General features: G+C 74.1%; 22 protein-coding genes. 21 read left to right on the top strand and 1 reads right to left on the bottom strand.

What is annotated here, in order from left to right; all coding sequences use genetic code 11:
- Window positions 1–111: 111 nt before the first annotated feature.
- From ffh to CCE02nite_RS14415, 14 genes are all read left to right on the top strand, one after another.
- On the top strand, window positions 112–1,722 hold the full coding sequence (gene ffh, locus CCE02nite_RS14480) for a signal recognition particle protein (RefSeq protein ID WP_141390317.1): 1,611 nt from the start codon (window positions 112–114) through the stop codon (window positions 1,720–1,722).
- A gap of 151 nt (window positions 1,723–1,873) precedes the next feature.
- Window positions 1,874–2,998: an amidohydrolase family protein gene (locus tag CCE02nite_RS14475; protein WP_141390316.1), complete on the top strand. Its 1,125-nt coding sequence runs from the start codon at window positions 1,874–1,876 to the stop codon at window positions 2,996–2,998.
- A 171-nt stretch (window positions 2,999–3,169) separates the two neighbouring features.
- A complete protein-coding gene (gene rpsP / locus CCE02nite_RS14470) occupies window positions 3,170–3,607 on the top strand; it encodes a 30S ribosomal protein S16 (RefSeq protein WP_141390315.1) in 438 nt (145 codons plus the stop codon).
- The gene (locus CCE02nite_RS14465) at window positions 3,607–3,846 is read left to right on the top strand and encodes an RNA-binding protein (RefSeq protein ID WP_024840519.1); all 240 of its coding nucleotides are present in this window, start codon (window positions 3,607–3,609) and stop codon (window positions 3,844–3,846) included. The genes rpsP and CCE02nite_RS14465 overlap by 1 nt, the downstream gene beginning before the upstream one ends.
- A gap of 139 nt (window positions 3,847–3,985) precedes the next feature.
- Window positions 3,986–4,579: a ribosome maturation factor RimM gene (gene rimM, locus CCE02nite_RS14460; RefSeq protein WP_141390314.1), complete on the top strand. Its 594-nt coding sequence runs from the start codon at window positions 3,986–3,988 to the stop codon at window positions 4,577–4,579.
- Window positions 4,580–4,581: 2 nt separating this feature from the next.
- Window positions 4,582–5,397, top strand: coding sequence for a tRNA (guanosine(37)-N1)-methyltransferase TrmD (trmD, locus tag CCE02nite_RS14455; protein WP_141390313.1), 816 nt, complete (start codon window positions 4,582–4,584; stop codon window positions 5,395–5,397).
- A gap of 274 nt (window positions 5,398–5,671) precedes the next feature.
- A complete protein-coding gene (rplS, locus tag CCE02nite_RS14450) occupies window positions 5,672–6,031 on the top strand; it encodes a 50S ribosomal protein L19 (RefSeq protein WP_047232651.1) in 360 nt (119 codons plus the stop codon).
- Window positions 6,032–6,171: 140 nt separating this feature from the next.
- Window positions 6,172–6,975, top strand: coding sequence for a signal peptidase I (lepB, locus tag CCE02nite_RS14445; RefSeq protein ID WP_255318879.1), 804 nt, complete (start codon window positions 6,172–6,174; stop codon window positions 6,973–6,975).
- 128 nt (window positions 6,976–7,103) lie between these two features.
- The gene (rnhB, locus tag CCE02nite_RS14440) at window positions 7,104–7,838 is read left to right on the top strand and encodes a ribonuclease HII (RefSeq protein WP_141390355.1); all 735 of its coding nucleotides are present in this window, start codon (window positions 7,104–7,106) and stop codon (window positions 7,836–7,838) included.
- A gap of 37 nt (window positions 7,839–7,875) precedes the next feature.
- The gene (locus tag CCE02nite_RS14435; RefSeq protein WP_024840525.1) at window positions 7,876–8,175 is read left to right on the top strand and encodes a DUF2469 domain-containing protein; all 300 of its coding nucleotides are present in this window, start codon (window positions 7,876–7,878) and stop codon (window positions 8,173–8,175) included.
- Between the two features lie 114 nt (window positions 8,176–8,289).
- The gene (locus CCE02nite_RS14430) at window positions 8,290–8,649 is read left to right on the top strand and encodes a YraN family protein (protein ID WP_047232652.1); all 360 of its coding nucleotides are present in this window, start codon (window positions 8,290–8,292) and stop codon (window positions 8,647–8,649) included.
- Window positions 8,649–10,187: a YifB family Mg chelatase-like AAA ATPase gene (locus CCE02nite_RS14425; protein WP_141390312.1), complete on the top strand. Its 1,539-nt coding sequence runs from the start codon at window positions 8,649–8,651 to the stop codon at window positions 10,185–10,187. The genes CCE02nite_RS14430 and CCE02nite_RS14425 overlap by 1 nt, the downstream gene beginning before the upstream one ends.
- Window positions 10,180–11,517, top strand: coding sequence for a DNA-processing protein DprA (gene dprA / locus CCE02nite_RS14420; RefSeq protein WP_255318878.1), 1,338 nt, complete (start codon window positions 10,180–10,182; stop codon window positions 11,515–11,517). Before CCE02nite_RS14425 ends, dprA begins: the two co-directional genes overlap by 8 nt.
- 92 nt (window positions 11,518–11,609) lie before the next feature.
- Window positions 11,610–12,581 carry a tyrosine recombinase XerC gene (locus CCE02nite_RS14415; RefSeq protein ID WP_141390311.1) on the top strand — a complete coding sequence of 324 codons (972 nt, stop codon included), beginning with the start codon at window positions 11,610–11,612 and terminating at the stop codon, window positions 12,579–12,581.
- Between the two features lie 22 nt (window positions 12,582–12,603).
- Here the strand turns inward: CCE02nite_RS14415 and CCE02nite_RS14410 are convergent, their stop codons facing one another.
- Window positions 12,604–13,179, bottom strand: coding sequence for a M23 family metallopeptidase (locus CCE02nite_RS14410; RefSeq protein WP_141390310.1), 576 nt, complete (start codon window positions 13,177–13,179; stop codon window positions 12,604–12,606).
- 433 nt (window positions 13,180–13,612) lie between these two features.
- Here CCE02nite_RS14410 and rpsB point away from each other — a divergent pair, with 433 nt between their 5' ends.
- The 7 genes from rpsB to CCE02nite_RS14375 all read left to right on the top strand — a co-directional run bounded on the left by rpsB (window position 13,613) and on the right by CCE02nite_RS14375 (window position 19,771).
- On the top strand, window positions 13,613–14,596 hold the full coding sequence (gene rpsB, locus CCE02nite_RS14405; RefSeq protein WP_141390309.1) for a 30S ribosomal protein S2: 984 nt from the start codon (window positions 13,613–13,615) through the stop codon (window positions 14,594–14,596).
- 132 nt (window positions 14,597–14,728) lie between these two features.
- Window positions 14,729–15,568, top strand: a complete 840-nt coding sequence (gene tsf, locus CCE02nite_RS14400; protein WP_141390308.1) for a translation elongation factor Ts — start codon at window positions 14,729–14,731, stop codon at window positions 15,566–15,568.
- Window positions 15,569–15,728: 160 nt separating this feature from the next.
- A complete protein-coding gene (gene pyrH, locus CCE02nite_RS14395) occupies window positions 15,729–16,484 on the top strand; it encodes a UMP kinase (protein WP_255318877.1) in 756 nt (251 codons plus the stop codon).
- 75 nt (window positions 16,485–16,559) lie between these two features.
- On the top strand, window positions 16,560–17,117 hold the full coding sequence (gene frr, locus CCE02nite_RS14390) for a ribosome recycling factor (RefSeq protein WP_141390307.1): 558 nt from the start codon (window positions 16,560–16,562) through the stop codon (window positions 17,115–17,117).
- 32 nt (window positions 17,118–17,149) lie between these two features.
- Window positions 17,150–18,007 (top strand): phosphatidate cytidylyltransferase, encoded by an 858-nt coding sequence (locus CCE02nite_RS14385; RefSeq protein WP_141390306.1) that lies wholly within the window; start codon window positions 17,150–17,152, stop codon window positions 18,005–18,007.
- A gap of 124 nt (window positions 18,008–18,131) precedes the next feature.
- Window positions 18,132–19,223 (top strand): dual-specificity RNA methyltransferase RlmN, encoded by a 1,092-nt coding sequence (gene rlmN, locus CCE02nite_RS14380; protein WP_218027125.1) that lies wholly within the window; start codon window positions 18,132–18,134, stop codon window positions 19,221–19,223.
- A complete protein-coding gene (locus CCE02nite_RS14375) occupies window positions 19,220–19,771 on the top strand; it encodes a DivIVA domain-containing protein (RefSeq protein ID WP_141390304.1) in 552 nt (183 codons plus the stop codon). Before rlmN ends, CCE02nite_RS14375 begins: the two co-directional genes overlap by 4 nt.
- The last annotated feature ends 2 nt before the right edge of the window (window positions 19,772–19,773 follow it).

The following is a 19,773-nucleotide window of genomic DNA, read 5'->3' as shown; positions in this document are numbered from 1 at the left end:
CCTCGCGGACGGCCCGTCCTCTGCCAGCCCTGACCCGGACCAGGACCCCGGCGTCGGCAGGCGGGAGCGCCGACGCGGACGAGACTTCCGACGACTGGTGAGGATGACGCGGTGTTCAACACGCTGTCGGACCGACTGACATCGACCTTCAAGAACCTGCGTTCGAAGGGCCGGCTGTCCGAGGCGGACATCGACGCGACGATCCGGGAGATCCGGCGCGCGCTGCTCGACGCCGACGTGGCGGTCCCCGTCGTGCGCGAGTTCAGCGCGACCGTGCGCGAACGCGCGCTCTCGTCCGAGGTCTCGGGTGCGCTCAACCCGGCGCAGCAGGTCGTGAAGATCGTCAACGAGGAGCTCGTCGGCATCCTCGGCGGCGAGAGCCGCGGGCTGCGGTTCTCCAAGACGCCGCCGACGGTCATCATGCTCGCGGGCCTCCAGGGTGCCGGAAAGACGACGCTCGCGGGCAAGCTCGCCCTGCACCTGCGCGAGCAGGGGCACACGCCGCTCCTCGTCGCCGCCGACCTGCAGCGCCCGAACGCCGTGACCCAGCTCTCCGTCGTCGCCGAGCGTGCCGGGGTCCCCGTGTTCGCGCCGCACCCGGGCAACCAGAGCGGGGTCGAGGTCGACGACGTGATCGGCGACCCGGTCGCCGTCGCGCGCGAGGGCGTCGAGACGGCGCGGCAGCGCCAGCACGACGTCGTCATCGTCGACACGGCGGGCCGCCTCGGCCTCGACGCCGTGCTCATGCAGCAGGCGTCGGACATCCGCGACGCCGTGCAGCCCGACGAGGTCCTGTTCGTCATCGACGCGATGATCGGCCAGGACGCCGTCGCGACCGCGAAGGCCTTCGAGGAGGGCGTCGACTTCACGGGCGTCGTGCTCACGAAGCTCGACGGCGACGCGCGCGGCGGTGCCGCGCTGTCGGTCCGCGGGGTCACCGGCCGCCCGATCCTCTTCGCCTCCACGGGCGAGAAGCTCACCGACTTCGAGGCGTTCCACCCGGACCGCATGGCGTCGCGCATCCTCGACATGGGTGACGTCCTCACGCTCATCGAGCAGGCCGAGAAGGCGTTCGACGCCGAGCAGGCCGCGAAGATGGCCGAGAAGGTCGCCACGGGGCAGGACTTCACGCTCGCGGACTTCCTGGTGCAGATGCAGCAGATGAAGAACATGGGCTCGATGAAGAAGATGCTCGGCATGCTGCCGGGCATGGGCCAGATGCGCGAGGCCATCGAGAACTTCGACGAGCGCGAGGTCGACCGCATCGAGGCCATCATCCGCTCGATGACCCCCGCGGAGCGCGACAACCCGAAGATCATCAACGGGTCGCGCCGCGCGCGCATCGCGCGCGGTTCCGGCGTGACGACGAGCGACGTCAACCAGCTCCTCGAGCGGTTCGCCGGCGCGCAGAAGATGATGCGGCAGATGAGCCGCGGCGGCGGGATGCCGGGGATGCCGGGCATGGGCAGCCTCCCGGGCATGGGCGGCAAGAAGGCGCGGGGCCGCCAGGCGCCCCAGCGCAAGGTCAAGGGCAAGTCGGGCAACCCGGCGAAGCGCGCCGCGCAGGAGCGCGCGGCCGCGGCGCGGGCGGCGGGAGAGGTCACGGGTCCGGCGGCACCCGCCGGCTCGGCGTTCGGCGTGGGCCGGGCCGACGAGCCCGCACAGCCGTCGTCGGACGACCTCCAGCTCCCGCCCGGGTTCGAGAAGCTGCTCGGCCGCTGACCGGGCCGACGCCCGCCCGCGGCACGGCCTCGTGCCCCGGGTGCGTCCCGGGTGCGCCCGGGCGCTAGGTTATGTCCGTGGCACCTGCCCGGTGCCTCCCCGCGCCCGCGAACCGGGCCGACCGTCCTGACCGTCCTCACCCAGGAGCCGCATGTCCGCGCTGGAAGGCCCCACGCTGCACGTCCGCGGCCACGTCATCGTCGGCGACGACCGCGAGGTGGGCGACCTGTGGGTCAAGGACGGGCGGATCAGCCTCACGCGGCCGTCGGCGCAGGGCACCAACATGGTCGAGCTCGAGGGCTGGGCGCTCCCGGGCCTCGTCGACGTGCACTGCCACGTCGGCCTGGGTGCCCAGGGCGCGGTCGACGCGGCGACGGCGCAGGACCAGGCCGTCACGGACCGCGACAGCGGCGTCCTCCTCGTGCGCGACGCGGGCTCGCCGCTCGACACGCGGTGGGTCCACGGGCGGCGCGACCTGCCGCGGCTCGTGCGGGCCGGTCGGCACCTCGCCCGGCCCAAGCGCTACCTGCGCCACTACGGGCTCGAGCTCGACGACGTGGCGCAGCTCCCCGAGGCCGTGCGGCGTGAGGCGCGCCAGGGCGACGGCTGGGTGAAGATCGTGGGCGACTGGATCGACCGCGACCTCGGGGCCGAGGGCGACCTGCGGCCGTTGTGGCCCGACGACGTCCTCGCCGAGGCCGTCGCCGCCGCGCACGCCGAGGCCGCGCGCGTCACCGTGCACGCCTTCTCCGAGGAGGTGATCCCGTCCCTGCTCGCCGCGGGCGTCGACGGGATCGAGCACGGCACCGGGATCGACCCCGACCTGATGTACGAGATCTCCGAGCGCGGGGTCGCGGTCACGCCCACCCTGCTGCAGATCGGCCAGTTCGAGGCGATCGCCCGGCAGGCCGACGAGAAGTACCCGGTGTTCGCGGCGCGCATGCGACGGCTCCACGAGCGACGGTACGACCAGGCCCGGGCGCTGTACGAGGCGGGCATCCAGATCCTCGTGGGGACGGACGCGGGCGGGACGATCGGGCACGGCCGCCTCGCGGACGAGTGCGCGGAGCTCGTGGCCGCCGGCATCCCCGACGCGGCGGTCGTGGCGGCGGCGAGCTGGCAGGGGCGGGAGTACCTCGGCTACACGTCGCTCGTCGAGGGCGCGTCGGCCGACTTCGTCGTCTACCCGCAGGACCCGCGCCAGGACGTCGGCGTCCTGCGCGCGCCGACGGCGATCGTGCTCCGCGGCGAGATCGTCGCCCCGCACGCGGGCTGAGGGGTCGCGCGCAGGTTGGTCCCGGCCGGTCCGGTCTGGCACAATGTCCCGGTACTCGGCGTGCCCCGGCCCCTCTCTCCGGCGCGTGCCGTGTCCTGAACCCCTTCCTCGTCCTGTCCCCACGGGACGGGTCCGGGTTCGCCCGAACCAGAACCAGGAGAGACCACCACTGTGGCCGTCAAGATTCGTCTGAAGCGTCTCGGCAAGATCCGTGCGCCGTACTACCGTGTCGTCGTCGCGGACTCGCGCACCAAGCGCGACGGTCGCGTGATCGAGGAGATCGGCAAGTACCACCCGACCGAGGAGCCCTCGTTCATCGAGATCACCTCGGACCGCGCCCAGTACTGGCTCGGCGTCGGCGCGCAGCCGACCGAGCAGGTGCTCGCGCTCCTCAAGATCACGGGCGACTGGCAGAAGTTCAAGGGCCTGCCCGGGGCCGAGGGCACGCTCAAGGTCAAGGGCGAGAAGGTCGACCCGACCGCCGCGATCGAGGCCGCCGCCGCGGACGCGGAGAAGGTCAAGGCCAAGGCTGCCGAGAAGAAGACCGAGGCTCCGGCCGAGGAGCCCGCCGACACGGCCGACGAGGCCGCTGCCGACGAGCAGGCCTGATGATCGCCGAGGCGCTCGAGCACCTCGTGCGCGGCATCGTGGACAACCCGGACGACGTCCGGGTGAACGCGAAGACGCTGCGTCGCGGTGACCTGCTCGAGGTCCGGGTGCACCCGGACGACCTCGGCCGCGTGATCGGTCGTGGCGGACGCACCGCCCGTGCCCTGCGCACGGTGATCGGCGCGCTCGCGACCGACGGGCCGGTCCGCGTCGACGTCGTGGACGTCGACCGCCGCTGAGGCCCGCACATCGTGCCCCGCGAGGGGCCACGGGCAAGGCCCGGCCCGCCGACCGGCGGGCCGGGCCTTCCTGTTCCCGCCGCCCGACCAGGTGTCGATCCGGCACCACCCGAGCAGGACCACCGGAGGAGTGACGACCATGGAGCTGACCGTCGCGCGCGTCGGCAAGGCGCACGGACTGCGTGGCGAGGTCGCGCTCGACCTGCGCACCGACGATCCCGAGGAGCGCCTGGCCGTGGGCGAGCGCCTGGAGACGCGCCCCGCGACGGCGGGACCGCTCACGGTCGGGACGGTGCGCGTGCACCAGGGGCGGTGGCTCGTCGGCTTCGAGGGCGTCCGCGACCGCACCGCCGCGGAGGCCCTGCGCGGCGTCGAGCTCGTGGTCGAGGTCGACGCGTCCGACGAGGAGGACGCGTGGTACCCGCACGAGCTCGTCGGGCTCCGCGCGGAGGACACGGACGGCCGGACGCTCGGACGCATCGACGGCCTCGAGCACCTGCCCGCGCACGACGTCCTCGTGCTGCGCGAGACCGGGGGCGCCCGCACGCTCGTCCCGTTCGTCCGGCAGATCGTCCCGCTCGTGGACGTGGCCGGCGGCCGGGTCGTGCTCGACCCGCCGGGCGGGCTGCTCGCGTCCGACGCGGACCGGCTCGAGGTGGCGACCCCGGACGGCGGCGACACGTCGGGCTCCGCCGCGAGCGAGCCGGGCGAGCCGCGCGACGGCGAGGCCTGACCGTGCGCATCGACGTCGTCACGATCTTTCCCGACTACCTCGCCGCGCTGGACCTGTCGCTCGTGGGCAAGGCGCGCACCGCGGGGATCCTCGACCTGCGCGTCCACGACCTGCGGGACTGGACGACGGACCGGCACCGCACCGTCGACGACACGCCGTTCGGCGGCGGGGCGGGCATGGTCATGCGCCCCGACGTGTGGGGCCGCGCGATCGACGACGTGGCAGGCCTCTCGGCCGGGACGCCGGACGGGGCGAGCGCGGTGCACCTGGTCGTGCCGACGCCGTCGGGCGAGACCTTCACGCAGCGCACGGCGGAGGCGCTCGCGACCGAGGAGCACCTCGTCGTCGCCTGCGGGCGCTACGAGGGGATCGACGCGCGCGTCGCCGAGCACTACCGCTCGGCCGGGATGCGGGTCAGCGAGCTGTCGATCGGGGACTACGTCCTCAACGGGGGAGAGGTCGCCGCGCTCGTCATGGTCGAGGCGGTCGGGAGGCTGCTGCCGGGCGTCGTGGGCAACCCCGAGTCGCTCGTCGAGGAGTCGCACGGCGCCGCGGGCCTGCTCGAGTACCCCGTGTACACGAAGCCGCCGGCCTGGGACGACCTCGAGGTGCCGGACGTGCTGCTCTCGGGCCACCACGCGCGCGTCCACCGCTGGCGCCGCGACCAGGCCCTGCGCCGGACGGCCGCTCGGCGGCCGGACATGGTCCGAGCGCTCGACGCCAGCACGCTCGACCGGCACGACCTGGAGGTCCTCGCCGAGGCCGGGTGGTCCGTCGTCGACGGCCGCCTCGACCGCGCCGGGCACGACGTCTCCTGACCCTCGACGGTGCGCGCGGGTCGGGCGCCGGGTCGAGGCTGCCGCCGGTCACCGGCATGTGGCAGAATGGTCGATCGGTGTGTGCCGCCCCGGAACCTCTGCCACAGGGGAGCCCGCGCCCGGATCCTCGGGCGGACTGGCACGACGGGTCGACGACCGCGAGGTGGTCGACCGTACGCGCGCAGCACGGCACACCCCACCGACAGACGACGACGGCCCGGCGTGCCCGGGCCACGAGCACGCGTCCGACCTGTGGCGGACGAGGAGAAGCACCATGCACACGCTGGACAGCGTCGACGCAGCATCGCTGCGCAGCGACGTCCCGGAGTTCCGCCCCGGCGACACGCTCAAGGTCAACGTCAAGGTCGTCGAGGGCAACCGCTCCCGCGTCCAGGCGTTCCAGGGCGTCGTCATCGCTCGTCAGGGCAGCGGCGTCCGCGAGACGTTCACGGTCCGCAAGATCAGCTTCGGCGTGGGTGTCGAGCGCACGTTCCCCGTGCACTCGCCGTCCATCGACTCGGTCGAGGTCGTGACGCGCGGTGACGTGCGTCGCGCCAAGCTGTACTACCTCCGCGCGCTGCGCGGCAAGAAGGCGAAGATCAAGGAGAAGCGCGACACCGCGCCCGCTCGCTGATCGGCTGTCGGCAGGCACTGCCGCTCCGCTCGAACGACGGCGGCCGTCCCCTCGGGGCGGCCGCCGTCGTCGTCCCCGGGCGCACGGTCCGACGGCCGGTCCGTTTCTCGGAAGTCGGCAGGAGGTGGCATTGTGAACGCGTGACCGACAGCGCCCCGCCCCGCGGCCCGCATCCCGACGCCGGCACCGAGCGTGAGGCGCTCGGCCCTCGGGACGACGGGGAGCCCCCGCACGGGCAGCACCTCGCCACGTCCCGGACGGAGCGCCCGGCGCGGAAGTCGTCGCTGCTGCGCGAGACGGCGATCATCGTGGTCAGCGCGCTGGTGCTCTCGCTGCTCATCAAGACGTTCCTGGTGCAGGCGTTCTTCATCCCGAGCGCGTCGATGGAGGACACGCTGGTCGAGGGCGACCGGGTGATGGTGTCCCGGCTCGTGCCGGGTGCGTTCGACGTGCACCGGGGTGACGTCGTGGTGTTCAAGGACCCGGGCGGGTGGTTGCCGCCGCCGGTGCCGCAGGAGGAGAGCCCGGTGTCGGAGGCGGTGCGCGCGGCGCTGACCTTCGTCGGTCTGCTGCCGCAGGACACCGGTGAGCACCTCATCAAGCGGGTGGTCGGCACGCCGGGTGATCACGTGGTGTGCTGCGACGCGGAGGGTCGGGTGAGCGTCAACGGGGTGTCGATCGACGAGACGTACATCAAGCCCGGCTCGATCCCCAGCCAGGACCCGTTCGATCGGACGGTGCCGGAGGACATGCTGTTCGTCATGGGTGACAACCGGCAGAACTCGGCGGACTCCCGGTACAACACGGGCAAGCCCGGGGGCGGGTTCGTGCCGATGGGCAACGTCGTGGGGACGGCGTTCGTCAAGGTCTGGCCGCTGTCCCACCTGGGCCTGCTGCGCAACCCCGGCGACGTGTTCGCCGACGTGCCCGAGGTGGAGCCGTGACGCTGGACGCGGTCGCTCCTCCCGCCGGTCCGGTGCCGGCCTCGGCGCCCGCCGCGCCCTCCGCCGCCCCGGCGCGCGTGCGTCGTGCCCCTGCACGGCGCCGCCCGGACCTCCGGCAGGAGCGCGCGATGCTGCGCGACGGCGCCCGGCTCGTCGCCGGCATGGACGAGGTCGGTCGCGGAGCGCTCGCCGGGCCGGTCTCGGTGGGCGTCGTTGTCGTCGACCTCGCGACGAAGCCCTGCCCGCCCGGCCTCACCGACTCCAAGCTGCTCACCGCGGCCGCGCGGGAGGCCCTCGTGCCGCTCGCGCGCGCATGGTCCGTCGCCTGGGCCGTGGGCCACGCCGGTCCCGCCGAGATCGACGCGCACGGCATCGTCGGTGCGCTGCGCCTCGCGGGCCGCCGGGCGCTCGCCCAGGTGCGCCGCACGGTCGGCGACGTCGACGCCGTCCTCCTGGACGGCAAGCACGACTGGTTGAGCCGTCCCTCGGCGGTGGACCTCTTCGAGGCGTTCGACCTCGACCCGCACGACGACGAGCGGCTCGTCGACCCGCGGGTGCGCACGCTGGTCAAGGCCGACCTCCAGTGCGCCTCGGTCGCCGCGGCGAGCGTCCTCGCGAAGACGGAGCGCGACGGTCTCATGACCAGCCTCGCACGGCAGTACCCCGCCTTCGGGTGGGACCAGAACAAGGGCTACGGCGCAGCGGCGCACGTCGAGGCCCTGCGCGAGCACGGCCCGACGCCGCAGCACCGCCGCTCCTGGCGGCTGCCCGAGCGGGGCGACGAGGGTCTCGACACCCCCGCGTACGGGGAGCCGGTCGACGTCCTCGAGCTCGACCCGGACGCCGCCCTGCCCACGAGCTGAGGCGGGCGCCGAGCGCTCGATGGTCCATGATGGAGGCGTGAGCGCCGAAGACCTCGAGAACTACGAGACCGAGATGGAGCTCGCGCTGTACCGCGAGTACCGCGACGTGGTGGGCCTGTTCTCCTACGTGGTGGAGACCGAACGTCGCTTCTACCTGGCGAACCAGGTGGACCTCCAGGTGCGTTCCGCCGCGGGCGAGGTGTACTTCGAGCTGCGGCTCGCCGACGCGTGGGTGTGGGACGTGTACCGGTCCGCACGTTTCGTGAAGTCGGTGCGCGTCGTGACCTTCAAGGACGTCAACGTCGAGGAGCTCGCGAAGGCAGAGCTCCAGCTCTGACCACGGTCCTGGCCGTCCACAGGACGGCTTCCTGACGGCCCCGTCCACAGGCGGTCGCCGGTCCCTGGCGCCGCGTCCTCCCCGTCGCCCATGGTGGGCGGCGGAGGTGAGCCCATGGGAGCGAAGGACGCCGTCGGGCGGTACGGGGAGAGGGTGGCCGCGGCCCACCTGGTCGAGGCGGGGTGGACCCTGCTCGACCGCAACTGGCGCGGGACGCGCGGCGAGCTCGACGTCGTCGCGCTCGACGGGGACGTGCTGGTCGCCGTCGAGGTGAAGACGCGTCGTGGCACCGGCTTCGGGCACCCCGCCCAGGCCGTGACGCCCGCGAAGCTCGGTCGCCTGCGTCGGCTCACGGGGGAGTGGCTCGCGACCCACGACGTGCGCGCGCGGTCGGTCCGCATCGACGTCGTCGCCGTGCTCGTGGCGCGGGCGGGTGCCGCGCAGGTGGAGCACCTCGTCGGGGTGAGCGCCTGATGGGCCTCGGCACGACCCGGGCCGTCGCGCTCATCGGGCTCTCGGGCCATGTCGTCGAGGTGCAGGCGCACCTCGCGGCCTCGGTGCCCGGGTTCGTGCTCGTCGGGCTCCCGGACGCGGCGCTCAGCGAGTCGAGGGACCGCGTGCGTGCGGCCGTCACGTCGTCGGGCATCCCGTGGCCGCAGCGGAAGATCACGATCAACCTCTCGCCCGCCGCGCTCCCCAAGTCCGGCACGGGCTTCGACCTCGCGATCGCGGTCGCGCTCCTCGCCGGCGCCCAGGTCGTCCCGGTACGCGCCGTGGAGGACGTGGTGCACCTCGGCGAGCTGGGCCTCGACGGCCGCCTCCAGCCCGTGCGCGGCGTCCTGCCCGCGGTGGCGGCGGCCGTCGCGGCCGGGTTCCAGGAGGTCGTCGTGCCTGCGGCCGACGTCGAGGAGGCCCGGCTGGTCCCCGGTGCGCGCGTCGTGGGGGCGACGACCCTGGCGGACGTCGCTCGGCTCCACGGGGCGTCGCTCGACGACCCGGGCGGTGCCACGTCCCCGGTCGTGGTGCCGCGACCTGCCGCGGTGCGCCCGCTGCCGGGGGACCTCGCGGACGTCGTGGGTCAGGACGAGGCACGGCACGCGCTCGAGGTCGCGGCCGCGGGAGGTCATCACCTCCTGCTCGTCGGGGCGCCGGGCGCGGGCAAGACGATGCTCGCGTCGCGGCTGCCCGGGATCCTGCCCGACCTCACGGAGGGCGAGGCCGTCGAGGTGACGGCCGTCCACTCGGTCGCCGGGGTGTTCGATCCCGGCACCGGCCTCGTACGCCGTCCGCCGTACGAGGACCCGCACCACACGGCCACACCGGCGGCGATCGTCGGGGGCGGCAGCGGCCTGCCCCGTCCTGGCGCCGCGTCGCGCGCCCATCGTGGGGTCCTCTTCCTGGACGAGGCGCCGGAGTTCGGGGCGCGCGTGCTCCAGACCCTGCGCCAGCCGCTCGAGCACGGCGAGCTCGTCATCCACCGGGCCGGTGGGACGGCGCGGTACCCCGCGCGCTTCCAGCTCGTCCTCGCGGCGAACCCCTGCCCGTGCGGCAAGGGCGTCGGCAAGGGTCTCGAGTGCACGTGCTCGCCCGTCGCGCAGCGCCGCTACTTCGGCCGGCTGTCCGGCCCGCTCCTCGACCGGGTCGACGTCCAGGTCGAGGTCCGGCCCGTCACCCGGGTCGAGCGGGCCGGCGCCGCGCGGCCGGAGCCGAGCGCCGCGGTCGCGCGGCGCGTCGCCGGCGCCAGGGAGACGGCGGCCTCCCGACTCGTCGGTACCCCGTGGCGGACGAACGCCGAGGTGCCCGGCACCTGGCTTCGCGACCGGCTCGGTCCCGACCCGGGCCTGCTCACGGACGTCGACACCGCGCTCGACCGCGGCACCCTGAGCCTGCGAGGAGCGGACCGCGTGCTGCGCCTCGCCTGGACCGTCGCCGACCTCGCCGGGCACGCCGCGCCCACGCGCGCCGACGTCGGTGCCGGGCTCGCCCTCCGGACGCGGGGCTACCGTGGCTGAGCGCCACGCGGGTCCGACGACACCCGTGCGCCCGGCGTTCGACGTCACCGACGACCGGCTCGCCCGGGCGGCGTGGTCGCGCCTGGCGGAGCCGGGGGACGAGGTCGCGGTCGCGCTCGTCGAGCAGCTCGGGGCCTCGGCAGCGCTCGCCTGGCTCGTCGGGGCGGTGAACGACCCGGCCCGGGCCCGCCGGGAGCTCGTCGGGCTCGCGGACGGCGCCGACGGCGACCGAGAGGGGCTGGACGGGCTGCTCGGGGTGACCGGGATCGGTGCGGTGCCGACCGACGACCCGCGCGCCCCCGTCCGCGGCGCACGGGCCGGACCCGTCGCGCGGCTCCTGCGCGCCGTCGCGCGCTGGGCGCCGCGGCTCGACGGCCTCGACCCGCGCCGCGAGCTCCACGTGCTGGAACGGCTCGACGGCTCGCTCGTCGTCCCGGGCGACCCGGGGTGGCCCACGGCGATCGACGACCTCGGGGCGGTCCGTCCGCTCGCGCTGTGGGTCCGTGGGTCGGACCGCCTGGCGGAGCTCGCGGCGCGGTCCGTGGCGGTGGTGGGGGCACGCGCCTGCACGGACTACGGGCGCCACGTGACGGGGGAGATCGCCTCGGGACTCGCGGCGCGCGGGTTCACGGTCGTCTCCGGAGGGGCGTACGGCATCGACGCCGCGGCGCACCGCGCCGCGCTGGTGTCGTCCGCGCCGACGGTCGCGTTCCTCGCGGGCGGGGTGGACCGGCTCTACCCGGCCGGCAACACCGAGCTCCTCCGGGCCGTCGTGGGCACCGGCGGCGCCGTGGTGTCGGAGGTCCCGCCGGGCTCCGTGCCCAGCCGGGTCCGCTTCCTCCTGCGCAACCGGCTCATCGCGGCGTTCGCGGGTGCGACCGTGGTCGTGGAGGCGGCCTGGCGCTCCGGGTCGCTGAGCACGGCGGTGCGCGCCGCCGAGCTCTCCCGACCGGTCGGCGCGGTCCCCGGACCCGTGACCTCCATGGCGTCGACCGGCTGCCACCGGCTCCTGCGCGACGGTGCCGCCGTGTGCGTCACCGACGCCGACGAGGTCGCGGAGCTGGCCGGGGCGCTGGCGCGGGACGCGGCGCCGGCGGCCCCGGCCGCGGGGACGCGCAGGGCGCCGCGCGACGCCGCGTACGACGGGCTCGACGCCGTCGAGACCCGGACGTGGGACGCCCTGCCGCTGCGCTCGGGCGCACCGACGGACGCGGTCGCCCGGTCGGCCGGGCTTGCCGTCTCGGAGGTCGTCGGTGCCCTCGGGCGTCTCGAGATCCGCGGCCTGGCCGAGCGGACGCCCGGGGGGTGGCGGCGCGTGCGCGCGGGGTGAGGAGGCCGGCCAGGTGCGTCACGGCGGCGGGCAGGGGGGACGGGCCGGAGCGCCTCCGGCAGTCCTGCGGTACCGCGCGCGAGACTGAGGGGATGACCCGCCCGACCCGTCCTGACGCAGCCGCCGACGCACCGGACGAAGGCCGGCCCGACGCCCTGCCGCCGGCGCTCGACGCGGCGCTCGCGGACTTCGGGACCTATCTCGAGGTCGCGCAGGGCTCGTCCGCGCACACGGTGCGCGCGTACACGGGCGACGTCGAGGCGCTGCTGGGCCATGCCGCCCGGCACGGCGCGACGTCGCCGCAGGACGTCGACCTCGCGGCCCTGCGTGCTTGGCTGACGGAGCAGTCGGAGCGCGGGCTCGCCCGGGCGACGCTCGCGCGGCGCGGCGCCGCCGCACGGGCGTTCTTCGACTGGGCGCGCCGGACCGGACGCGTCACGGCGGACCCCGCCGCACGCCTCGCGAGCCCGCGCGTCCCGCGCACCCTGCCGACCGTGCTCACGGCCGACGCCGCGGGACGGCTCCTCGACGCCGCCCGGGAGGCGGCGGGCGAGGGCGAGCCGGCCCGGCTGCGCGAGTGGGCCGCCGCCGAGCTGTTGTACGGGGCCGGGATCCGGGTGGGGGAGCTCGCGGGGATCGACGTGGACGACGTGGACCTGTCGCAGCGGGTCGTCCGGGTGCTCGGCAAGGGGGACAAGGAGCGGGTCGTGCCGTTCGGCGTCCCGGCGGCCCGGGCCGTGACCCGCTGGCTGGACACGGGGCGGCCGGCGCTCGTCACGGAGCGGTCGGGCGCGGCCCTCCTCGTCGGGGACCGCGGCGGTCGGTGGGGGCAGCGGCAGGTGCGCGACGTCGTGCACCGCCTCGCGCTCGCCGCCGGGGTCGACGACGTCGCCCCGCACGACCTGCGGCACAGCGCCGCGACGCACCTCCTCGCCGGCGGGTCCGACCTGCGCAGCGTGCAGGAGATCCTCGGGCACTCGTCGCTCGCGACGACGCAGCGCTACACCCACGTGACGGCCGAGCGGCTGCGCAGCTCGTTCGAGCAGGCCTTCCCGCGCGCCTGAGCCCCGGGCCGCCGTCGTCCGGTCACGGCTCCCCGAGCGGGAGCAGCACGATCGGGGGACGCTCGCCGAGCAGCGCGAGCGGGTCGACGTAACGCTGGCCCCGCCGCACGCCCCAGTGCACGCAGGTGGCCGCGCAGTGGCTCGCGACGGGCTCGCCGTCGGAGCCCTGCACGGTCCCGACGACGTCGCCCGCGGCGACGCGCGTTCCTCGAGGTGCCGAGCCGGTGACCGGCTCGAGCGACGTGCGCAGGCCGTCGTCGTGCGTGACGACGACCACGTCGCGCCCCGCGACGGGACCGGTGAACGTGACGACCCCCGGCGCCGGGGCCAGGACGGGCTCCCCGGCGGCAGCGGCGAGGTCGACGCCCCGATGACCGGGCAGCCAGTCCTGCAGCGGCGGGTCGAACGGCGCGAGCACGCCGAGCGCCTCGAGCGTGCGGTCGAGCGGCGGCACCCAGCCGGGGGACGCGGCCGAGGTGACCTCACCACTCCCGTCCGTCGTGGCGGACGCGGCAGGGGGGAGGACGAGCAGGAGCGCGGACAGCACGAGGGCGACCGCACGCGGTCGGGTCGTCGCAGGGGCACGGTCGTGAGCCATCGCGCCAGCGTGCCCGACGCGGGCCTGCGTCGGGCAGCCGGGGCTTGCGGCCTGTGGACGACGGGCCCTGGCGGCGACCCGGACCGGCGACTGTGGTCGGCCCTGCGGTCGGGTAGACTTGCCGCTGCGACCGGCGCGTTCGCCGTGCCCGGCCCGAGGTGACCACCTCGGCCGAGGACGGAGCCGGTCGACTTCGCGCGTCACGTCCTCGCCCGTCCTCCCGGCTCTGCCGGTCCGGGCGGGGCCGCGTCCGACGTCGGTCCTGCCCGCACCTGCTCGAACGGTGCGTCGCAGGCGTCGGCACGGGTGGCGCCAGGGGTGCGACCACCAGGGTCGTCACCGACAACCGCACCGCGGTCCGTCCTCCGGGAGGGGCCGCCAGAAGCGTGCGCGCACCGGGTGGATCCCGGGCCGCACGGCGAAAGGACGTGTCATGGCCGTCGTGACCATGCGCCAGCTCCTCGAGAGCGGTGTCCACTTCGGGCACCAGACCCGCCGTTGGAACCCGAAGATGAAGCGTTTCATCTTCACCGAGCGCAACGGCATCTACATCGTCGACCTCCAGCAGTCGCTGTCGTACATCGACCGCGCGTACGAGTTCGTCAAGGAGACCGTCGCGCACGGCGGCTCCATCCTGTTCGTCGGCACCAAGAAGCAGGCCCAGGAGCCCGTGGCCGAGCAGGCCGCGCGCGTCGGCATGCCCTACGTGAACCACCGCTGGCTCGGCGGCATGCTCACCAACTTCACCACGGTGCACAAGCGTCTCCAGCGCCTCAAGGAGCTCGAGGAGATCGACTTCGACGACGTCGCGGGCTCCGGCCTGACCAAGAAGGAGCTCCTCGTCCTGCGTCGCGAGAAGGACAAGCTCGCCCGCACGCTCGGCGGCATCCGCGACATGGCGAAGGTCCCCTCCGCCGTGTGGATCGTCGACACGAACAAGGAGCACCTCGCGGTCGACGAGGCGCGCAAGCTCAACATCCCGATCGTCGCGATCCTCGACACCAACTGCGACCCCGACGTCGTGGACTACAAGATCCCGGGCAACGACGACGCCATCCGCTCGGTGACGCTGCTCACCCGCGTGATCGCGGACGCTGCCGCGGAGGGTCTGCTCCAGCGCCACTCCGGCCGCTCGGGTGCCGAGGCCGAGGCGGGCGCCGAGGCCGAGCCGCTCGCCGAGTGGGAGCGTGAGCTCCTCGCCGGTGCCGAGAAGCAGCTCGAGGCCGACGAGAAGGCCGCCGAGGCGAACGTCGAGGCCGCTGCGGCCGAGGGTGTGGCCGAGGCTGCTGCCGAGGTCGCCGCCGAGGAGCCGGGCGACGCCACCGCCGAGGTCGTCGAGGAGGCCGCCGCCGAGGCTGCCGTCGTCGCCGACGCGGAGGCCGTGGTCGCGGACGCCGAGGCCGACGAGACCAAGTGACGACCCGGGGTGCGCGGCGGGCGACCGCCGCGCACCCCGAGCCGTGCCACCGTCGCACAGGCACCGCACGAGGTGCCACCAGCACGTCCACGTGACGAAGAACCCGTGACGAACCACGAGTGAGGAACCATCATGGCGAACTACACCGCCGCTGACATCAAGGCCCTGCGCGAGCGCACCGGCGCCGGCATGCTCGACGTCAAGAAGGCTCTCGACGAGGCGGACGGCGACGCGGAGAAGGCGCTCGAGATCATCCGCGTCAAGGGTCTGAAGGGCGTCGCCAAGCGCGAGGGCCGCTCGACCTCCGAGGGCCTCATCGCCGTCGACATCCGCGACACCGAGGGTGGCCAGGTCGCGACGCTCATCGAGCTCAACTCCGAGACGGACTTCGTCGCCAAGAACGACACGTTCATCTCCCTCGCGGACCGCGTCCTCAAGGCTGCCGCCGAGTCCGGCGCGCGTGACGCCGACGCGGCGCTCGCGGCCGACGCGGACGGCGAGACCGTCCAGCAGGTCATCGACAACCAGGCCGCGACGCTCGGCGAGAAGATCGTCCTGCGCCGCGTGACCCGCGTCGCGGGCGAGCGCGTCACGGCGTACCTGCACCGCACCGCGCGCGACCTGCCGCCGTCGATCGGCGTCGTCGTCGCCACGGACGCCGCGGGCGAGGCCGTCGCGAAGGACGTCGCGCAGCACGTCGCCGCGATGTCCCCGACGTACCTGTCGCGCGACGAGGTCCCGGCCGAGACGGTCGAGAACGAGCGCCGCATCGCCGAGGAGACCTCGCGCAACGAGGGCAAGCCCGAGGCCGCGCTGCCGAAGATCATCGAGGGTCGCCTGAACGGCTTCTTCAAGGACGTCGTCCTCGTCGACCAGCCGCTCGCGAAGGACCCCAAGAAGACGGTCGGCCAGGTCGTCTCCGAGGCCGGTGGCTCCATCACCGAGTTCGTGCGGTACCGCGTCGGCGCCTGACGCCCCCGTCGGCCCGGTCCCGTCGCCCGCGAGGCGGTGGGACCGGGCCGACCGCGCACCCGGCCCCGGGCGCGCGACGACCGGCGTCGTGCCGCACCATCGGGTGGGACGACGGCGGAGCAGGACCACCCCGCCCCCACCGGGCCAGGACGAAGGACAGGTGTCGACAGTGACGGCAGGCGAGCAGACCGCGCCCCGCGAGGGGACCGAGCACCGGCGGGTGCTCCTCAAGCTGTCGGGCGAGACGTTCGGCGGCGGGCAGATCGGTCTGGCGCCCGACGTCGTCCAGCGCGTCGCCCAGGAGATCGCGGACGCGGTCGCGCAGGGCGTGCAGGTCGCCATCGTCGTCGGCGGCGGGAACTTCTTCCGCGGCGCCGAGCTCTCGCAGCGCGGTCTGGACCGCGCGCGCGCCGACTACATGGGCATGCTCGGCACCGTGATGAACTGCCTCGCCCTCCAGGACTTCCTCGAGCAGGCGGGGGTGAAGACGCGCGTGCAGACCGCCATCACCATGGGCCAGGTCGCCGAGCCGTACATCCCGCTGCGGGCCATCCGCCACCTCGAGAAGGGCCGCGTCGTCATCTTCGGCGCCGGCGCCGGCATGCCCTACTTCTCCACCGACACGGTCTCCGTGCAGCGCGCCCTCGAGACGCACTGCCAGGAGGTCCTCATGGGCAAGAACGGCGTGGACGGCGTCTACACCGCCGACCCGCGCAAGGACCCGTCGGCGACGAAGCTCGACCACCTCACGTACACCGACGCGCTCGTCAACGACCTCGGTGTCATGGACGCGACGGCGCTGAGCCTGTGCCGCGACAACGACGTGCGCATGCGCGTCTTCGGCATGGGCGAGCCGGGGAACGTCACGCGTGCCCTGGTCGGCGAGAATATTGGCACACTGGTCACGACCGACTGACATCGGTGCACCGAGGCCGGTGACCCCGGCCGCGACCGCACGGACCGACCCACGACGAACGACGAAGGAGCACTGGTGATCGACGAGACCCTCCTCGAGGCCGAGGAGAAGATGGACAAGGCCGTCGAGGTGGCCAAGGAGGACTTCGCCGCGATCCGCACGGGCCGTGCGAACGCCGCGATGTTCAACAAGATCACGATCGACTACTACGGCGCCCCGACGCCGTTGCAGCAGCTCGCGTCGTTCACGGTGACCGAGGCGCGCACGATCCTCGTCTCGCCGTTCGACAAGAGCTCGATGACCGCGGTGGAGAAGGCGCTGCGCGACTCCGACCTCGGCGTGAACCCCTCGAACGACGGCAACGTCATCCGCGTCGTGCTGCCCGCCCTCACGGAGGAGCGTCGCCGTGACTTCGTGAAGCTCGCGAAGTCGAAGGCCGAGGACTCGCGCGTCTCGATCCGCAACGTGCGCCGTCGCGCCAAGGAGGAGCTGGACCGTATCGCGCGTGACGGCGAGGCCGGCGAGGACGAGGTCGGGCGCGCCGAGAAGGAGCTCGAGTCCCTCACCAAGGCGCACGTGGACCAGGTCGACGTGCTGCTCGCGGGCAAGGAGAGCGAGCTGCTCGAGGTCTGAGCACCTCGTCCGGCGAGCTCCTCCACGCACCGATGACCGACACTCCCTCGACGGCCGCCGGCGACAGCACCTCCGCGGCGCGCGCCCCCAAGGCGGGCCGCAACCTCCCCGTGGCGATCGCGGTGGGCCTCGGCCTGCTCGCGCTCGTCGCGGCGAGCCTCGCCTTCCGGCCCGAGTTCTTCGTGCTGCTCGCGACCGTGGCGGTCGGCGCCGCGCTGTGGGAGCTCGCCCAGGCGTTCAAGCGCCGCGAGCTGCACCTCCCGCTCCTCCCGCTCCTCGTGGGCACGGTGGGCATCCTCGTGTCCTCGTTCTACTCGGGCCCGGAGGCGCTGCTCGTCTCCTTCATGCTCACGGTCGCGGGCGCCGTCGTGTGGCGGGTCATCGACGGGTCGGGGACCGCGGCGGTGCGCGACGCCGCGGCGGCGACGTTCGCGGCGGCGTACCTGCCGTTCATGGCGGGGTTCGTCATGCTCATGCTCGCGGCGCCCGACGGGCGCGTCCGGGTCCTGATCTTCATCCTGCTCGCCGTCGCGAACGACGTCGGCGGGTACGTCGCCGGCGTCCTGTTCGGGCGCCATCCGCTGGCTCCCTCGGTGAGCCCCAAGAAGTCCTGGGAGGGACTGGCGGGCTCGTTCGTGCTCGCGACGGCGGTCGGCGTGGTCGGGGCCGTGGTGGGCCTCGGTGCGAGCCCTCTCCTGGGTGTCGCGCTCGGCGTCCTCGCCCCGCTCACCGCCACGATCGGCGACCTCGCCGAGTCGATGATCAAGCGCGACCTAGAATTGAAGGACATGGGGTCGCTCCTGCCCGGTCACGGAGGCATCCTGGACCGGCTCGACTCCATGCTCCTCACCGCCCCGTTCGTGTACGTGCTCCTCGCGCTCGCCGTCTGACAGCCGTCCGACGACCCGCCCGCACCGCGGTGCGACCCGTCCGCACGACCCCCCACGCTTGGACCTCCTCATGACCGTCCGTTCCGTCCGCCCCTCCGCGGAGTCGAAGCCGCTCCCGCTCGTCATGACCGCGCCCAGGCGCGGCAAGCCGCCGCGTCACTTCGCCGACCTCGCCCCCGAGGAGGTGCGCGACGTCGTCGTCGAGCTGGGGGAGAAGCCGTTCCGGGCCAAGCAGCTCGCGACGCACTACTACGCGCACCTCACGCGCGACCCCGAGGCGATGACGGACCTGCCGAAGGCGACCCGCGACGTCCTCACCGAGGCGCTCTTCCCGCCGCTGCTCACCGCCGCACGTCGTATGGAGGCGGACGGCGGCACGACCGTCAAGACGCTGTGGCACCTCTTCGACGGCGCCAAGGTGGAGTCGGTCCTCATGCGCTACCCGCAGCGTTCGACGCTGTGCGTGTCGAGCCAGGCGGGCTGCGGCATGGCGTGCCCGTTCTGCGCGACCGGGCAGCTCGGCCTCACGCGCAACCTCTCTGTCGCGGAGATCGTCGAGCAGGTGCGCTCCGCGGCCCGCTCGCTCGCGGACGGGGAGATCCCCGGCGGCGCGACCCGGCTCAACAACCTCGTGTTCATGGGCATGGGCGAGCCGCTCGCCAACTACAAGGCCGTCATGGGCACCGTGCGCCGCCTCGTCGCGCCGGCCCCGGACGGTCTCGGCATGTCGGCGCGCAACATCACGGTCTCGACGGTCGGGCTGGTCCCGGCGATGCGCAAGCTCGCCGACGAGGGGATCCCGGTGACGCTCGCGCTGTCGCTGCACGCTCCGGACGACGACCTGCGCAGCGAGCTCGTGCCGATCAACACGCGGTGGAGCGTCGACGAGACGCTCGACGCGGCGCGGCACTACTTCGAGGTCACGGGTCGCCGCGTGAGCATCGAGTACGCGCTCATCAAGGACATGAACGACCACGCGTGGCGCGCGGACCTGCTCGGCGAGAAGCTCAACGCCCGCGGCCGCGGCTGGGTGCACGTCAACCCGATCCCGCTCAACCCGACGCCGGGCTCGATCTGGACGGCCAGCGACCCTGCCGTCGAGGCGGAGTTCGTGGCACGATTGCGCGGGCACGGGATCCCGACGACGATCCGTGACACCCGCGGCAGCGACATCGACGGCGCCTGCGGGCAGCTCGCTGCAGAGGAGGACGAGTGAGTTCGCTGTTCACCACGGTCGGCAAGACCCGGAACGGGTACGACCCCGAGGAGGTCGACGACTTCTTCGAGCACGCGCGCGACGTGTACGAGGGCCGGGTGTCGGACCGGCTGACCAGCACCGAGATCCAGGCGTCGGTCTTCGACCTTGTCCGCGGTGGGTACGACACGCACGAGGTGGACGCGGCGCTGGACCGTCTCGAGGGTGCGTTCATCGCGCGCCAGCGGGCGGAGTACGTGGCCGCGCACGGCCAGCAGGCCTGGATGAACGCGCTCGCGGAGCGCGCCCGGTCGCTCTACGGCCGCCTGGGCCGTCCGGACGGCGAGAAGTTCGCGCTCGCGGAGCGCGGCAAGCCCGCGTACGACGTCGACGACGTGGACGACCTGTGCGACCGGCTCGTCGCCTACTTCGACCGGCAGGTGCCGATCACCGCGGCGGAGATCCGCTCCGCGACGTTCGGCCGCGCACGCGGTCGCGACGGCTACGCGGAGGGGCCGGTCGACGCGTTCTTCGCCCGCGCCATCGAGGTCCTGCTCGGCGTCGAGTGATC

The organism is Cellulosimicrobium cellulans (assembly GCF_006539945.1).
Taxonomy (GTDB): Bacteria; Actinomycetota; Actinomycetes; order Actinomycetales; family Cellulomonadaceae; genus Cellulosimicrobium; species Cellulosimicrobium cellulans.
The sequence above is the reverse complement of the archived record's forward strand: the minus strand, read 5'-3'. Positions and strand labels throughout refer to the sequence as shown.

Coding starts and splice junctions, on each gene's coding strand:
- CCE02nite_RS14410 (WP_141390310.1), bottom strand. CDS start 13,179: ATGGCTCACGACCGTGCCCCTGCGACGACCCGACCGCGTGCGGTCGCC.
- rnhB (WP_141390355.1), top strand. CDS start 7,104: ATGCTGCGCGACGGCGCCCGGCTCGTCGCCGGCATGGACGAGGTCGGT.
- tsf (WP_141390308.1), top strand. CDS start 14,729: ATGGCGAACTACACCGCCGCTGACATCAAGGCCCTGCGCGAGCGCACC.
- rpsB (WP_141390309.1), top strand. CDS start 13,613: ATGGCCGTCGTGACCATGCGCCAGCTCCTCGAGAGCGGTGTCCACTTC.
- rimM (WP_141390314.1), top strand. CDS start 3,986: ATGGAGCTGACCGTCGCGCGCGTCGGCAAGGCGCACGGACTGCGTGGC.
- CCE02nite_RS14415 (WP_141390311.1), top strand. CDS start 11,610: ATGACCCGCCCGACCCGTCCTGACGCAGCCGCCGACGCACCGGACGAA.
- CCE02nite_RS14475 (WP_141390316.1), top strand. CDS start 1,874: ATGTCCGCGCTGGAAGGCCCCACGCTGCACGTCCGCGGCCACGTCATC.
- CCE02nite_RS14385 (WP_141390306.1), top strand. CDS start 17,150: ATGACCGACACTCCCTCGACGGCCGCCGGCGACAGCACCTCCGCGGCG.
- CCE02nite_RS14465 (WP_024840519.1), top strand. CDS start 3,607: ATGATCGCCGAGGCGCTCGAGCACCTCGTGCGCGGCATCGTGGACAAC.
- rplS (WP_047232651.1), top strand. CDS start 5,672: ATGCACACGCTGGACAGCGTCGACGCAGCATCGCTGCGCAGCGACGTC.
- CCE02nite_RS14430 (WP_047232652.1), top strand. CDS start 8,290: ATGGGAGCGAAGGACGCCGTCGGGCGGTACGGGGAGAGGGTGGCCGCG.
- rlmN (WP_218027125.1), top strand. CDS start 18,132: ATGACCGCGCCCAGGCGCGGCAAGCCGCCGCGTCACTTCGCCGACCTC.
- CCE02nite_RS14425 (WP_141390312.1), top strand. CDS start 8,649: ATGGGCCTCGGCACGACCCGGGCCGTCGCGCTCATCGGGCTCTCGGGC.